A 13,909-nucleotide genomic window follows, 5' to 3' on the forward strand; every position below is an offset into this window, starting at 1 on the left:
CCGTCGGCCGCGTCTTCGATCCGGTAGTCACCGTCGGTTTCGCGCTGAAAACCCTGCTGTTCGGCATGGCCGTGGCAGTGATCCCGGTGGCCGCCATCCTGGAAGGCGCGCGCCGCAACATCAATCTTTCTTCTACTTTGCAGCCGGGCGCAACGCGCCTGCTGTTCGTGCTGGTCCTGATTGAAGTCGGGGCGCTGGCAGTGAAATATATTTGATCGAAAACCATGACACCAGTCCCCGAATCTCCCGTTCCCGCTGTTCCCCAGCCGGCCCACGTCGAACTCAAGGCGCTGCTCCTGCTGATCCTGATGGGCGCCCTGGTCTGCAGCTTTGTCCTGTACGTGATGTATGCGCGCGGCGTATTCGAGAGCACCCAGCGCCTGGTGCTGATTTCGGATGATTCCGAAGGCGTGCTGGTAGGCATGGACCTGACCTTCTCCGGCTTCCCGATAGGCCGCGTGCAACGCATCGACCTGGGCGCGGACGGCAAGGCCCGTATCCTGATCGACGTACCGCGCAAAGACGCCAACTGGCTGCGCACTTCCAGCGTCTTCACGTTGGAACGCGGCCTGGTCGGCGACACCCGGATTCGCGCCTTCACCGGCGTGCTGGACGACCCGCTGCTGCCGCCGGACTCGGAACGCAGCGTACTGCGCGGCGATACTGCAGCGGAAATTCCACGGCTGGTGGCAACCGCCCGCGAATTGCTGGAAAACCTGCAAACCATCACCGCAGCCGATTCCAGCCTGAACACCAGCCTGGCCAACGTGCAGACCCTGACCGGCCGCCTGAACGGCCAGTACGGCGTGCTGGGCGGCGCACTGGGCGGCGATGAAAACGCCAAGAAAATTGTCGCCACCCTGGACCGCGTCAACGCCCTGCTGGCCAAGGCTGACCAGCGCGTATTTGGCCAGCCCGGCGGCAAGCCCGGCGTGATGGACGATGCGCAAGCGGCGATTGTCCAGCTCAACGGCGTGCTGAGCGACGCCCGCACCAGCCTGAAAAAGGTTGACGCGGTTCTGGCGGAAGCGCAGGCGGTAGGCAGCAATGCCCGCATCGCCAGCAATGACCTCGGCGCCCTGCGTGCAGAAGTTGACGCCAGCTTGCGCAAAGTGACGCAGCTGGTGGATGAAATCAACCGCAAATGGCCTTTCGCCCGCGATACGGAGCTCAAACTGCCATGACAACTGCATCCCGCTACCTGCTCGGCCTGCTCACCGTGACCCTGGCGGCTTGCAGCAGCAAGCCGCCGCAGCCAGACTGGCAAGGCAATGCCTACAGTTCCCTGCAGAGTTTTTCGTCGGCGTATCTGAGTGGAGATAGCCGCGTCGCCGACGTCGAATTTGCGCGCGCCCGCGATGCCGTTGCCAGCACCGGCCGTCCCGACCTGGTGGCGCGCGCCGAGCTGATGCGTTGCGCCACCCGTGTCGCCAGCCTGGAATTCGACAACTGCGCCGGCTTCCAGCCGCTGGCAGCAGATGCCGATGCCGCTGAGCGCAGCTATTCTGCCTATCTGAACGGGCAGTGGCAGGGACTGGATAGCGCCTTGCTGCCGCCCCAGCAGCGGGCTGTCGTCAGTAGCGGCCGGCTGGGCGAGATCCAGGATCCGCTGTCGCGGCTGGTGGCCGCCGGTGCATTATTGAAAAGCGGGCGGCTGACGCCGGCCGATATCGCGACCGCCACCGAGACCGCTTCGGCCCAGGGCTGGCGCCGGCCCTTGCTGGCCTGGCTAGGCATACAGTCGCAGCGCGCCAAGGCAGCCGGCGACAGCGAGGCGCTGGCCCGGCTGCAACGGCGCATGGACCTGGTGGCCAAGCCTTTACCTCAGCCCAGCCCCTAACCCCTGCCGCCTGGGCGCGCGCTGCGCCCCCAGGCAATCCGAGCCTCCGCAAACTCAGGGCGGCGGTGTCAGCGCGGCACAGTTCGAGGTGATCGGCTGGCCAGCGAACAGTTTCTGCACGAACGGCTTGGAATCCGCCAGCGAGACCAGCACCGTGCTGTCGTGGGTCTGGCCGGCATAGTAGTGCTGCTCGACAGTGCTGCCGGCAGCGCAGGCGTCCTTGGCGAACAGATATTGGACTACTGTCGGGATATCCGTGTCCAGCGTGCCGGTGCCGACAAACACCGGGGCGGCAAACTTGACCGTCGGATAATTGGTATATTGCAGCACCTGGGTTGCCCAGGCGGTGACGTCGGCGCTGAACACATCCGAGGTCACCAGCTTGTTCTGGTTGATGTAATCCTCGATCGGCCCCAGGCACTGGCTTGCCACCACCGAATAAAACGCCTTGCCCTTGGCGGTCAGGTGATCGGACAGCAGGAAATTCGGGATTACCCTTTCCGCCGTCGCATAACCCAACCAGGCGTAGGATTCGAGCGTCCCCAGCACTGCAGTGAAACCAGTGGTCGGCACCTGCGCCGTCAGCGCATTCAGGTAGGCCAGCACGCTTTGCAGCTGGTACGGCACGCCGGTAGCGACCGTGCCCAGCAGCTTCAGCTCCGGCGCATAGCTTGGTCCATAGCCAGCGGTGGCGATGGCCCCTTGCGCGCCCTGCGACTGGCCGACGATGACGACCGAACTCGACAGTTGCGGGAAATTCTTGATGGCGGCGCGGATGCCGTCCAGCACGCTATAGGCTTCCGCACGGGAGTGCAGATAGGGATGCAAGCCGGGCGTGCCCAAGCCTTGGTAGTCGGACGACACCACCGCATAACCTTGCGCCAGCCAGGCGTCCAGATAATCGACATCGCGCGGATCGCGCACGGTCCACGACGGCGCACAGATATCCGCCACGCCGACGGTGCCATGGGCCCAGGCGATCACCGGCCAGCCGCCGGCCGGCGGCGTTCCTTTCGGCAGTTGCAGGTCGCCGGAGACATAGATGGCGGTCTTGCCGTCGTCGCCGTCGGTGGAACTGTAGAGAATGCGGATGCCTTGCGCCGCATTGGGCAGCACCTGCGCCGCCGGCAGGGCTTCCTGCTGCAGCAATACGCCCGGAGTTGTCGGGATGGTCCCGCTCCACTGGTAAAAGGAAGAGACGCCGCCGTCGGCGGTGAAGGTCTTCGATTGGGTCGTCAGTCCGTCGCCGTTGCCGCCGCCGCAGGCGGCTAGCAGGGAGCTGAGCAAGGCAGCGGCAAGGAAGGTCGATGACAGCTTGAGTCTGGTAACGCGCATGGGTGTCTCCTCATTGATTTATTATTTATCTGAGTCCAGAACGGCCGTTGCCATTATGCATCACTATCGTTCAGCGCTGCGCCTCCTGCTGCAGCCAGTCGCAGAAATGCTTGATCAGCGGCGATTCGGCCTGCTGCCGCGCCACGATCCACCAGTAGCTCCTGGTGCGGATCACCGGCTCCGCCAACGGCGTCAGCAGGCGGCCGCTGGCCAGCTCGTCGGCAATCAGCGGCAGCGGTCCGAGCGCCACGCCGAGACCATCGATGGCAGCCTGTAATGCCAGGTAAAAGTGATCGAAGGATTGCTTTTTCTTGTACGCGGCCGGCGCCACGCCGGCGCTGGCCAGCCAGTTTGGCCAGGCATCCGGTCGCGTATCCGAGTGCAGCAGCGTATGCGCAGCGAGATCCTCGACGCTGCGGATCGGCGCCCGCGCCAGCAAGGCCGGACTGCACACAGGCAGCTCGCTCTCTTGCAGGAATTCTCCGTATTCGCAGTTTGGCCAGTGGCCGGGGCCGCGCCGGATCGCGACGTCGAAACGTTCGCCAGCCTCGCCCAGCGGCCGCTGCGAGGTGGAAGTGGACAACTTCAGCTCCACCCCAGGATACAGGCGCTGGAAACTGCTCAGGCGCGGCAGCAGCCAGCGCATTGCAAACGTCGTCAAAGAGTTGATGTGCAGCACGCGCACCGTGCCGGATTCACGCAGCAGCCTGGTGGCGGCCGCGATATTATCGAAGGCCGCCTGCACCGTCAGGAGATAACGGCGGCCATCGTCGGTCAATTGCACACGCTTGCCGATGCGGTGGAATACCGGCATGCCCAGCCAGGCTTCCAGCGCGGCGACCTGGCGGCTGACGGCGCCATGCGTCACATGTAGTTCCTCGGCGGCGGCCGAGAGATTTTCAAAGCGGGCGGCGGCTTCAAACGCACGCAGCGCCTGCAAAGGCGGGAGTTGGCGGGACATGCTTGTGATTATAGCTCACAACAAAGCGGCAAAAAAGTCGATTTGTGGAAGCACTGGTTTTCTGTAACATGCGTCTATCGATTCAATATTTACTGCCTCTACAGAGACAAATATCGATTCCGCCCGGGACCGGACGGGATTGCCCCGATTTCCAAGCTTGTGATAAATCCTAGGAGAAAACATGAAAACCGCCAACGACATCTGGGATGCAAAACAATATATGCTCTTCGGCAACGAGCGGCTGCGCCCTGCCCTTGACCTGCTAGCCTATGTTCCGGAACAGGAACCACGGCAAGTGGTCGACCTCGGCTGCGGCACCGGCAATGTTTCGGCACTGCTGAAAGCACGCTGGCCAGCCGCCGACGTGCTGGGCGTCGACAGTTCCGCCAACATGCTGGCAGCCGCCACGGCCGCGGTGCCGGAATGTCGCTTCCTGCGCGCCGACCTCGATCAGTGGCAGGCGGACGGCCCGCTGGACGTGATCTACTCCAACGCGACGCTGCAATGGCTGCCCGACCACCCCACCCTGATGCCGCGCCTGCTGTCTTTTCTGCGGCCGGGCGGCTGGCTGGCCGTGCAGGTGCCGGCCATGCAAGACGCGCCGTTGCGCCGGGTGCAGGCGGAACTGGCCGCTGCGCCGGCATTTGCGCCGCATATGGGTAAATTGCAGCCGCAACCCGGCATCCTCAGCGCGGAACGTTACTACGACCTGCTGCGTCCACACTGCAGCACGCTGGATATCTGGGAAACCACCTATCTGCACACCCTCAGCGGCGAAGATGCCGTCGCCAACTGGGCTGCCGGCACTAGCTTGCGGCCTTACCTGGACGCGTTGCCGGAACCGCAGCGGGAAGATTTCAGGAACGCTTATGCGGCAGCGATGCGCAGCGCCTATCCACAACGCGACAACGGCGTCACGCTGCTGCCGTTCAAGCGGCTATTTATCGTCGCCAATGTGTAACCGCTCCTGACGCCCAAGATGACTACAGAAACAACCCTTAACGACAAAGACGCGCTCGGCGCAACGCCCACCACGCGCGAATTGTTCGTCGGCTTTCTTTCGCTCGGCCTGATCGGCTTTGGCGGCGTGCTGCCGCTGGCGCGGCGCATGATTGTGGAGCAGCGGCGCTGGCTGGATCCTGAGCAATTCACTGAAATGCTCGGCCTCTGCCAGTTCCTCCCGGGCGGCAACATCATCAACCTGGCGGTGGCGATCGGCATGCAGTTCCGTGGTCTGGCCGGCGCCCTGGCCTCGCTGTTGGGACTGATTGCGGCGCCGACGCTGATCGTGATCGGCCTGGGCGTGGTCTACCACCACTTCCAGCATGACATCCAGATCCAGCACCTGTTTGCCGGCCTGGCGGCAGCCGCGTCCGGCCTGCTGATCTCGATGGCCCTGAAGATGCTGCTGCCGCTGTTGAAGAAACCGGTACCGCTGCTGATCGCCGGCCTGTTTTTCCTCGCCATTGCGCTGCTGCGCCTGCCCTTGCTGCCGACCATGCTGGTGCTGGCGCCGCTCAGCGTGCTGCTGACCTGGAAGCTGCCGTCATGAGCGCCAACCTGATTTCTCTCGCGGCCATCTTCAGCCAGCTGTCGCTGCTGGCGTTCGGCGGCGGCAACACCATCCTGCCGGAAATGCAAAGGCAGGTGGTCGATATCCATCACTGGATGTCGGCCCAGGATTTCAGCGCCATGTTCGCCCTGGCGCAAGCTGCGCCGGGACCGAACATGATGGTGGTGACGCTGGTCGGCTGGCATGTGGCCGGCTGGCCCGGCGTGCTGGTGACGACGCTGGCCAAGTTCGGGCCGTCGTCGATCCTGACCGCCATCGTGCTGCACCTGTGGCAGCGCTTCAAGGATAAGCCCTGGCGCGCCACCGTCCAGGCCGGGCTGGTGCCGATGACGGTCGGCCTGGTGGCGGCCAGCGCCGCGCTGATCACCGAAGCCTCGGCCCACACCTGGGGCCTGGCCGCGATCGCCGGCGGCTGTGCGCTGATCACCTTCAGGAGCAAGGTACATCCGCTGTGGGTGCTGGCGGCCGGCGCCTTGCTGGGCCTGAGCGGAATCGGGCAATATTGATCCATGCCCCGCTCGAGGTATAGTTATGCCACCTGGACTAACTATTCCTTGAACACACATGCACATTTCCGGCATCCATCACGTCGCCATCATCGCCTCTGACTACCAGCGCTCCAAGCGTTTTTACATCGAATTGCTGGGCCTGGAGATCGTCGCCGAAACCTACCGCGCCGAGCGCGACTCCTATAAGCTCGACCTGCGCACGCCGGACGGCGTCCAGCTTGAGCTGTTTTCCTTCCCTGCGCCGCCGGCACGTCCCAGCCGGCCGGAAGCTTGCGGCTTGCGCCACCTGGCGTTCCAGGTGCCGGACGTGGCCGCCGCCGTACAGGAATTGCGCGACAAGGAGATCGCAGTGGAAAGCATCCGCATCGACGAATTCACCGGCAAGCGCTTCACGTTTTTTGCCGACCCCGACGGCCTGCCGCTTGAGCTGTATGAGCAGTAGTTATTTTGACAAGCAGGCGGCAGCGCTGGCCCTATATGGATGCAGCTGTTAGACTTGCCCCCTTTTTAAGCTGGCGACCCTCATGAAAACATCTTCATTCTCAAACCTGCCGCTGGCGCCGGCGCTACTCAGCAACCTCGATAGCCTGGGCTATCACGACATGACCACCATCCAGGCGCAGAGCCTGCCGGTGATCCTGGAACGGCGCGATCTGATCGCCCAGGCCAAGACCGGCAGCGGCAAGACCGCCGCCTTCGGCATCGGCATCCTGCACAAACTCAATCCCAGTTATTTTGCGATCCAGGCGCTGGTGCTGTGCCCGACCCGCGAACTGGCGGACCAGGTGGCGAAAGAATTGCGGCGGCTGGCGCGCTTTGCCGACAACGTCAAGATCCTGACCCTGTGCGGCGGCACGCCGATGGGACCGCAGATCGGTTCGCTGGAGCACGGCGCGCACATCATCGTCGGCACCCCGGGCCGCATCCGCGACCATATCGGCCGCGGCAGCATCAATCTCGGCACCGTGCAGACGCTGGTGCTGGACGAAGCCGACCGCATGGTCGACATGGGCTTCTACGAAGAAATCTCCGGCATCGTCAGCGCCTGCCCGGCGCGCCGCCAGACCCTGCTGTTTTCCGCCACCTATCCGGACGATATCCGCAAGGCCAGCGCCGAGTTCCTGAGGGACCCGGCGGAAGTCAAGGTCGAGGCCCAGCATGACGAAGGACGTATCGAACAACGTTTCTACGAAGTCAGCTACGAAGGCCGCAACGCAGCTGTAGCGCAATTGCTGAACCATTACAAACCGGTCTCGACCATCGCCTTCTGCAACACCAAGATCCATTGCCGCGAACTGGCTGACGAGCTGCGCGCCCAGGGTTTCAGCGCGCTGGCGCTGTATGGCGAGCTGGAACAGCGCGAGCGCGACGAGATCCTGGTGCGCTTCGCCAACCAGAGCTGTTCGGTGCTGGTGGCGACCGACGTCGCCGCCCGCGGCCTGGATATCCAGACCCTCGGCGCGGTCATCAACGTCGACGTCTCCAAAGATACCGAAGTCCATATCCATCGCATCGGCCGCACCGGCCGCGGCCAGGAGCGCGGACTGGCGCTGAGCTTGTGCGCGCCGAACGAAAAGAAATGGGTCAAGCTGATCGAGGACTACCAGCAGGGACCGGTCGCCTGGTTCGACCTGGCTGAGCTGGAGCCGGCCTATGGCGAACCGCTGACCGCGCCAATGCTGACCTTGTGCATCATGGGCGGCAAGAAGGACAAGCTGCGCCCGGGCGACCTGCTGGGCGCCCTGACCGGCGACGTCGGTCTGAGCAAGGAGCAGGTCGGCAAGATCAGCGTTTTTGAATTCATCACCTATGTCGCCCTCGACCGCCGCATCGCCAAGCAAGCTTTCACCAAACTGAGCAACGGCAATATCAAAGGCAAGAATTTCAAGATGCGTTTCATCTGATTTCAAGCATCGACGAAGCACCGGTGCAGCCCGTTTCGGACTAACGTAAACATATCAACAACATTATTTGAATGTGTACTCAGGCCCCCGCCTATGTCCATGGCAATAAAAGTATGTTAAATTTCTTAATGGAAACTTTTTTGCGGACGCGGAAATCCGAGGCTCGCGTACCGCAACTGACGCCAAAAAAAGGCATCCAAATGCTAGCTGAAGTGATGTTGCAGCGCCGTTATCCAGTCCGGCAACCGATATAAAACCATCCATATCGGTCAGGACTGCTGCCGGTGCTACAGCATGAGAAAAGACTTTCCTTCCATGAAAAACACACATTTTTTACGGGAGTGCAGGTATGGTTGATTGGCAAGAGCAACAAATGCAGTCACTGCTGAGCGCGAAAACCGCGCCCATTCTATTTAACTCATTATCGGAAATCGTCAAGCGGCTTGGCTTCGATTACTGCGCATACGATATGCGCCTGCCATGGCCGGTGGCCCAGCCCAAGGTGATCAGCCTGAACAACTACTCGCCGGGCTGGCAGCAGCGCTACAACCAGGAGCGCTACGACAGAATCGACCCCACCGTCAGCCATGGCAGGAATTCTTCCCTGCCGATGATCTGGTCTGACCAGAACCTCGCCAGCAACCGGCCGTTCTGGGAAGACGCCCGCTCGCATGGCCTGCATGCGGGATGGGCGCAATCCCGCCATGACGCCAGGGGAATCTGCGGCCTGCTTAACCTGTCGCGCTCTGACGACCATGTATCGCAGAAGGAATTGCGCGAAATTTCGCACCAGCTATCCTGGCTGGTGGATGTGGCGCACGAAGGGCTGTCACTGCTGCTGGTCGAGAAGCACATGCCGGAAGCGGCCAGCCAGCTCACCGCGCGCGAAATCGAGGTGCTGCGCTGGACGGCAGACGGCAAGACCTCGGGCGAGGTCAGCGAGATCATGAACATTTCCGACCGCACGGTCAATTTCCACATCTCGAACACCTTGAAAAAACTCAACGCGACCAATAAAACCGCGGCGGCGATCAAGGCTGCCATGCTCGGCATCTTGTAACCGTCGGCGCGCCAAGCGCATCGCCCCACAATCCGGCTGCGGCCGGATTTTTTTCGTCTGCCGCGGTTTGCGGCGGCCAGCGGGCGCATGCAGATTGCCGCATGCCTGCCTCGCTATTGCCGCTTCGCGCAACTGTCAACCTTTACAGTTACGCCGATCCCTCCCGGCATCCCAAAATTAATAAATATATATTTTCGTGAAGGAAGTCATCGATGAAAGTCATTTCCGGAGCCGCCAGCGAGCTGTCAGAAGAACTTTTTGCCAAAGTATGCCGCTACCGCCACAAGGTCTTCGTCGAAACCCTGGGCTGGGAGCTGGATACCGAAGAAGGCGTGGAGCTGGATCAGTTTGATCATGCCGGCACCGTCTATGTCGTCGCCCAGGACGGAGACGGGGAAGTCATCGGCTGCGGCCGCCTGCTGCCGACCCGCCAGCCATACCTGCTGAGCGAAGTGTTTCCGCAGCTGCTGAAAGGCGCCGCGCCGCCATGCCATCCTGAAATCTGGGAGCTGTCGCGTTTTGCGGCCATGGATTTCAACAAGAAGAACGACAGCGCGCTGAACCAGGTATCGTCATCGATCGCCGTCAAACTGCTGCAGGCCTCGATTGCCTGCGCTGCCCGGCTCGGCGCCAAGCGCCTGGTCACGGTCTCGCCGATTGGCATGGAACGCTGGCTGCGCCGCGGCGGCTTCATCATCCAGCGCCTGGCGCCGCCGATGAAGGTGGATGGCCACGCCCTGTTCGCCTGCCTGATCGAAGTGCAGAAAAGCCCACCCATCCTGGCCGGCGAGCAGCCGTTTTTAAATAGCCGGTCAAGCGCACGTACGCCTGAGCAGCCACATTGGCGCAGCACGCGCAGTGCACAATCAGAGTTCAGCGAGGCCTGATCCGGAGCGCTGCGCGGCAATTGACACATGGCGGAAGCATCCTTTATTGTGCATGACGAAAGCTGGCGCCGGCGTCTGGCAATAAAGGGAAATAGCGATGAGTATCTGGGGTAAAGCCAACTTGCTGCGGGCGCGCGACGGCCATGAGGCCAAGGTGCTGTCGGTCGAACTGTTCTTTGATCTGGTGTATGTCTTTGCCGTTACCCAGCTGTCCCATCACCTGCTGGAAAATCTCACGCCGCTAGGCGCCCTGCAAACGCTGGTGCTGTGGTTTGCGGTCTGGCTGGTATGGCAATACACCTGCTGGGTGACCAACTGGTTCGATCCCGACACCTTGCCGATCCGCCTGATGCTGTTTGCCGTCATGCTGGTCGGCCTGGTGATGTCGGCGGCACTGCCGGATGCATTTAGCGGACGCGGGATGATTTTCGCGGTGTGTTACGCCGCCATGCAGATCGGCCGCACACTGTTCGTGGTGCTTCACCTTGGACGCAACCACGCTCTTAGCAAGAATTTCCAGCGCATGCTGGGCTGGCTGTGCATCTCGGGCGCGCTGTGGATCGCCGGCGGCTGGTCCAGCGCGGAATACCGGCTGCTGTTCTGGATCGCGGCGGTGGCCTGCGAATACTTCTCGCCGATGATCGGCCTGTGGCTGCCCGGCCTGGGCCGCTCCAAGACACAGGAGTGGACCATTGAAGGCGGCCACATGGCCGAGCGCTGCCAACTGTTCGTCATCGTAGCGCTGGGCGAATCGATCCTGGTGACCGGCGCCACCATCGGCCACATGGCCAACTGGGACATGCCGACCCTGATTGCCTTCCTGGTCGCGTTCCTGGGCAGCCTGGCAATGTGGTGGATCTACTTCGACACCAGCAGCCAGGCCGGCACCGAAGCCATCGTCAACTCCAACGATCCGGGCCGCATTGGCGCCTACTTCCACTACACCCATGTGATCATCGTCGCCGGTGTGATCGTTACGGCGGTCGGCAACGAGCTGGCGATCGCCCATCCGGCCGGCCATATCGACACCAAATCGCTGGCAGTGCTGATCGGCGGCCCGATGGTTTACCTGCTGGGCAACGGCATCTACAAGACGGTGGTCTACCGCTGGTTCCCGTTTTCTCACATGATCGGCCTGGGCTTGCTGGCGGCCCTGATCCCCTTCGCCTACTTCACCGACCAGCTGATGATTTCCGGCCTGACCACCGTCATACTGATCGCGGCGGCGATACAAGAAAGCGTTTCGCGCCGCGGCGGCGCCAAACAGCATGCCGCCGCCCGCGCCGAATAAGCCAGCCTTGGCCTACGCCGCACTGGCCAGGCCGGCGCTGCGCAAGCGCGCCGCATCGCGCGCCGGCGGGGCGCCAAACATGCGGTTGTACTCGCGGCTGAACTGCGACGGACTTTCATAGCCGACCAGATGGCCGGCAGTGGCGGCATCGCCGACCTCGGTGAACAACAGGCGGCGCGCCTCTTGCAGCCGCAATTGTTTCTGGTATTGCAGGGGCGTCATGGCCGTCACTGCCTTGAAATGCTGGTGCAGCGAAGATGAGCTCATATTGGCCTCGCGCGCCAGGTTTTCGATACGCAGCGGCAGCCGGTAATCGCGCTTGATCAGTTCGATGGCCTTGACCACGTGCTGCGCCTGGCTATCGGACATGGCAATCTGCTGCAGCATGCCGCCCTGCTCCTCCTGCAACAGCCGGTACAGGATTTCGCGCATTGCCAGCGGCGCCAGCACCGGGATATCCTGCGGCGCCGCCAGCAACTGCATCAGGCGCAGCACCGCATCCAGCAGGCTGGTGGTGGCTTTGCTGACAAACATGCCGCGCGCCGGCGACTCGCTCTTCCTGGCGCGGCGTTCGGTGGCCATGATCAGCTCGCCGATCTCTTTCGGATCAAGATCCAGCCGCAGGCACAAGTACGGCAGTTCCGGCGACGCTTGCGTGACCTGGCCCGAAACCGGCAAATCGACCGATACCACCAGGTAGCTGGCCGAGTTGTAGACATACACTTCATCGGCCAGCATCGCCCGCTTCTGGCCTTGGGCGATGATGCACAAGGCCGGCTTGTGCAAGGAGTGCGTCGGCACCGAGGGCTGCGACATGCGCACCACGTTGAGCGGCGCGATCGCTGTCTGGTGTACGCCATCGGTGGCAGCGTATTGCGCAATCAGGCGCGCCAGTTCGGCTTGCTGCAAAGACACCACACGCTCCGCCGAGATTGCTTCTGAATCTGTCATTTTCCACCTCGTTTCCTGCCATTTGCAGTGTTTGAACGAGTCTACTATTTTTCACTCGGGTGCGTCGCTGCCTACTCCAAGATCTGGAGGATCGTGCAAGAAGTCGCGCGGATCCTGCTATCTCCGTCCGCTTGCCACGCCCTACAGTGCAGGCATGCCCGGCGCTTCCTGCCCGGGGTCACAAGGAGAAATACATGCCTGGAATCAAGGATAAGGTTGTCATCATCACCGGCGCCAGCAGCGGCATCGGCGAAGCCACCGCCCGCATACTGGCGGCGCACGGCGCCCGGGTAGTGCTGGGGGCGCGCCGCACCGAGCGCCTGGAAACCCTGGCGGCATTGATCCGCACCGCCGGCGGCATAGCAGAATATCAAGCCCTGGATGTCACCAAGCGCAGCCAGCTTGAGGATATCGTGGCGCTCGCCAAAAGCCGCTTCGGCCGGGTTGACGTCATCGTCAACAATGCCGGCGTCATGCCGCTGTCGAGACTGGAGCAGCTCAAGGTGGATGAATGGGAACGCATGGTGGATGTCAACATCAAGGGCGTACTGTACGGCATTGCAGCCGCGTTGCCGGTCATGCAAGCCCAGGGCAGCGGCCAGATCATCAACGTGGCCTCGGTCGGCGGCCATCGGGTGGTGCCCACCGCGGCGGTATATAGCGCCACCAAGTTTGCAGTACGGGCGATTTCGGACGGCTTGCGCCAGGAGCTTACCAATATCCGAGTCAACGTCATCTCTCCCGGCGTGACCGAATCCGAACTGGCCGACAGCATCAGCGACGCCGACGCCAGGCTGAACATGCAAACCTACCGCAAGATCGCGATTTCCGCCGAAGCGGTCGCGCGCACCATACTGTTCGCCATCGAACAGCCGGCCGACGTCGATCTCAGCGAGATCGTGGTGCGCCCCACAGCTAGTCCGCACTAGGAGTAAACGCGGGCCGGGAAAAACCGGCCCGCGCCTATGCGCGCCCTTCCCAGGGCACGTATTTGCGCTGCAGCCAGCGCAAGCCATATTCGAATGTCGACGCAATCAGGGCGATCACCAGGATGCCCATGATGACGACATCGGTCACCAGGAACTGCGCAGCCGACTGGATCATGAAGCCAAGCCCGCGGGTAGCCGCGATCAGCTCTGCCGCCACCAGGGTCGACCAGCCGACGCCCAGGCCAATGCGGACGCCGGTCAGGATATCGGGCACGGCCGATGGCAGGATCACATGCCGCACCAGCTGCCAGCGCGTTGCGCCCAGCGTCTGCGCCGCCCGCAGTCGGTTCTGCTCGACCCGGCGCACGCCGTGCAAGGTGGCGATCGCCAGCGGCGCAAAGATCGCCAGATAGATCAGCAGCACTTTCGACAGCTCGCCGATGCCGAACCAGATCACGATCAGCGGCAGGTAAGCGAGCGGCGGAATCGGCCGGTAGAACTCTATCAAGGGATCGAACACCGCCCTGGCGCGCCGGCTCAGTCCGATCAGGATGCCGACCGGAACCGCACTGACAATCGCCAGCAGCAGCGCCGCAAACACGCGGGTGACGCTGGTTGCGGCATGCTGCCATAGGGTGGCGTCGACAAAGCCTTGGAGCGCCACCGCCT

The 13,909-nt window shown here is 62.6% G+C and carries 15 protein-coding genes and 1 pseudogene; 12 read left to right on the plus strand and 4 right to left on the minus strand.

The window, feature by feature from the left end:
- The 3 genes and pseudogenes from VNZ65_RS21150 to VNZ65_RS21160 all read left to right on the plus strand — a co-directional run.
- Window positions 1-215, plus strand: a pseudogene (locus VNZ65_RS21150) (ABC transporter permease); the annotation flags it as partial.
- 9 nt (window positions 216-224) lie between these two features.
- Window positions 225-1,184, plus strand: a complete 960-nt coding sequence (locus VNZ65_RS21155; protein ID WP_325672564.1) for an MlaD family protein — start codon at window positions 225-227, stop codon at window positions 1,182-1,184.
- Window positions 1,181-1,840, plus strand: a complete 660-nt coding sequence (locus tag VNZ65_RS21160; RefSeq protein WP_325672566.1) for a hypothetical protein — start codon at window positions 1,181-1,183, stop codon at window positions 1,838-1,840. The genes VNZ65_RS21155 and VNZ65_RS21160 overlap by 4 nt, the downstream gene beginning before the upstream one ends.
- 54 nt (window positions 1,841-1,894) lie before the next feature.
- Here VNZ65_RS21160 and VNZ65_RS21165 read toward each other — a convergent pair whose 3' ends face one another.
- Together VNZ65_RS21165 and VNZ65_RS21170 are read right to left on the minus strand one after the other, a co-directional pair.
- On the minus strand, window positions 1,895-3,175 hold the full coding sequence (locus VNZ65_RS21165) for a lipase family protein (protein ID WP_325672568.1): 1,281 nt from the start codon (window positions 3,173-3,175) through the stop codon (window positions 1,895-1,897).
- A 70-nt stretch (window positions 3,176-3,245) separates the two neighbouring features.
- Window positions 3,246-4,136, minus strand: a complete 891-nt coding sequence (locus VNZ65_RS21170; protein ID WP_325672570.1) for a transcriptional regulator GcvA — start codon at window positions 4,134-4,136, stop codon at window positions 3,246-3,248.
- Window positions 4,137-4,317: 181 nt separating this feature from the next.
- Between VNZ65_RS21170 and VNZ65_RS21175 the strand changes: the two genes are divergently transcribed.
- The 8 genes from VNZ65_RS21175 (at window position 4,318) to VNZ65_RS21210 (ending at window position 11,360) form a co-directional block, all read left to right on the plus strand.
- On the plus strand, window positions 4,318-5,097 hold the full coding sequence (locus VNZ65_RS21175) for a methyltransferase domain-containing protein (RefSeq protein WP_325672572.1): 780 nt from the start codon (window positions 4,318-4,320) through the stop codon (window positions 5,095-5,097).
- An 18-nt stretch (window positions 5,098-5,115) separates the two neighbouring features.
- Window positions 5,116-5,688, plus strand: a complete 573-nt coding sequence (locus VNZ65_RS21180) for a chromate transporter (protein ID WP_325672574.1) — start codon at window positions 5,116-5,118, stop codon at window positions 5,686-5,688.
- Complete coding sequence (locus VNZ65_RS21185; protein WP_325672576.1) at window positions 5,685-6,215, plus strand: chromate transporter; 531 nt, start codon at window positions 5,685-5,687, stop codon at window positions 6,213-6,215. The genes VNZ65_RS21180 and VNZ65_RS21185 overlap by 4 nt, the downstream gene beginning before the upstream one ends.
- A gap of 58 nt (window positions 6,216-6,273) precedes the next feature.
- Window positions 6,274-6,660, plus strand: coding sequence for a VOC family protein (locus VNZ65_RS21190; protein WP_325672578.1), 387 nt, complete (start codon window positions 6,274-6,276; stop codon window positions 6,658-6,660).
- 82 nt (window positions 6,661-6,742) lie between these two features.
- A complete protein-coding gene (gene dbpA, locus VNZ65_RS21195) occupies window positions 6,743-8,122 on the plus strand; it encodes an ATP-dependent RNA helicase DbpA (RefSeq protein ID WP_325672580.1) in 1,380 nt (459 codons plus the stop codon).
- A 373-nt stretch (window positions 8,123-8,495) separates the two neighbouring features.
- Window positions 8,496-9,182 (plus strand): autoinducer binding domain-containing protein, encoded by a 687-nt coding sequence (locus VNZ65_RS21200; protein WP_325672582.1) that lies wholly within the window; start codon window positions 8,496-8,498, stop codon window positions 9,180-9,182.
- A gap of 212 nt (window positions 9,183-9,394) precedes the next feature.
- Window positions 9,395-10,069, plus strand: coding sequence for an acyl-homoserine-lactone synthase (locus VNZ65_RS21205; protein WP_325672583.1), 675 nt, complete (start codon window positions 9,395-9,397; stop codon window positions 10,067-10,069).
- Between the two features lie 97 nt (window positions 10,070-10,166).
- Window positions 10,167-11,360 carry a low temperature requirement protein A gene (locus VNZ65_RS21210; protein WP_325672585.1) on the plus strand — a complete coding sequence of 398 codons (1,194 nt, stop codon included), beginning with the start codon at window positions 10,167-10,169 and terminating at the stop codon, window positions 11,358-11,360.
- Window positions 11,361-11,372: 12 nt separating this feature from the next.
- Here VNZ65_RS21210 and VNZ65_RS21215 read toward each other — a convergent pair whose 3' ends face one another.
- Window positions 11,373-12,311, minus strand: a complete 939-nt coding sequence (locus tag VNZ65_RS21215) for an AraC family transcriptional regulator (protein ID WP_325672587.1) — start codon at window positions 12,309-12,311, stop codon at window positions 11,373-11,375.
- A 194-nt stretch (window positions 12,312-12,505) separates the two neighbouring features.
- Here VNZ65_RS21215 and VNZ65_RS21220 point away from each other — a divergent pair, with 194 nt between their 5' ends.
- A complete protein-coding gene (locus tag VNZ65_RS21220; RefSeq protein ID WP_325672590.1) occupies window positions 12,506-13,240 on the plus strand; it encodes an SDR family oxidoreductase in 735 nt (244 codons plus the stop codon).
- A 34-nt stretch (window positions 13,241-13,274) separates the two neighbouring features.
- Here VNZ65_RS21220 and VNZ65_RS21225 read toward each other — a convergent pair.
- On the minus strand, window positions 13,275-13,909 hold a 635-nt coding region (locus tag VNZ65_RS21225), incomplete at its 5' end, for an ABC transporter permease subunit (protein ID WP_325672592.1).

It is taken from the genome of Collimonas sp., assembly GCF_035566555.1.
In the GTDB taxonomy this organism is placed as follows: domain Bacteria; phylum Pseudomonadota; class Gammaproteobacteria; order Burkholderiales; family Burkholderiaceae_D; genus Collimonas.

What these genes read in the sequence shown, in the direction of transcription:
- VNZ65_RS21155 (WP_325672564.1), top strand. Translation starts at nt 225, where the DNA reads ATGACACCAGTCCCCGAATCTCCCGTTCCCGCTGTTCCCCAGCCGGCC.
- VNZ65_RS21160 (WP_325672566.1), top strand. Translation starts at nt 1,181, where the DNA reads ATGACAACTGCATCCCGCTACCTGCTCGGCCTGCTCACCGTGACCCTG.
- VNZ65_RS21165 (WP_325672568.1), bottom strand. Translation starts at nt 3,175, where the DNA reads ATGCGCGTTACCAGACTCAAGCTGTCATCGACCTTCCTTGCCGCTGCC.
- VNZ65_RS21170 (WP_325672570.1), bottom strand. Translation starts at nt 4,136, where the DNA reads ATGTCCCGCCAACTCCCGCCTTTGCAGGCGCTGCGTGCGTTTGAAGCC.
- VNZ65_RS21175 (WP_325672572.1), top strand. Translation starts at nt 4,318, where the DNA reads ATGAAAACCGCCAACGACATCTGGGATGCAAAACAATATATGCTCTTC.
- VNZ65_RS21180 (WP_325672574.1), top strand. Translation starts at nt 5,116, where the DNA reads ATGACTACAGAAACAACCCTTAACGACAAAGACGCGCTCGGCGCAACG.
- VNZ65_RS21185 (WP_325672576.1), top strand. Translation starts at nt 5,685, where the DNA reads ATGAGCGCCAACCTGATTTCTCTCGCGGCCATCTTCAGCCAGCTGTCG.
- VNZ65_RS21190 (WP_325672578.1), top strand. Translation starts at nt 6,274, where the DNA reads ATGCACATTTCCGGCATCCATCACGTCGCCATCATCGCCTCTGACTAC.
- dbpA (WP_325672580.1), top strand. Translation starts at nt 6,743, where the DNA reads ATGAAAACATCTTCATTCTCAAACCTGCCGCTGGCGCCGGCGCTACTC.
- VNZ65_RS21200 (WP_325672582.1), top strand. Translation starts at nt 8,496, where the DNA reads ATGCAGTCACTGCTGAGCGCGAAAACCGCGCCCATTCTATTTAACTCA.
- VNZ65_RS21205 (WP_325672583.1), top strand. Translation starts at nt 9,395, where the DNA reads ATGAAAGTCATTTCCGGAGCCGCCAGCGAGCTGTCAGAAGAACTTTTT.
- VNZ65_RS21210 (WP_325672585.1), top strand. Translation starts at nt 10,167, where the DNA reads ATGAGTATCTGGGGTAAAGCCAACTTGCTGCGGGCGCGCGACGGCCAT.
- VNZ65_RS21215 (WP_325672587.1), bottom strand. Translation starts at nt 12,311, where the DNA reads ATGACAGATTCAGAAGCAATCTCGGCGGAGCGTGTGGTGTCTTTGCAG.
- VNZ65_RS21220 (WP_325672590.1), top strand. Translation starts at nt 12,506, where the DNA reads ATGCCTGGAATCAAGGATAAGGTTGTCATCATCACCGGCGCCAGCAGC.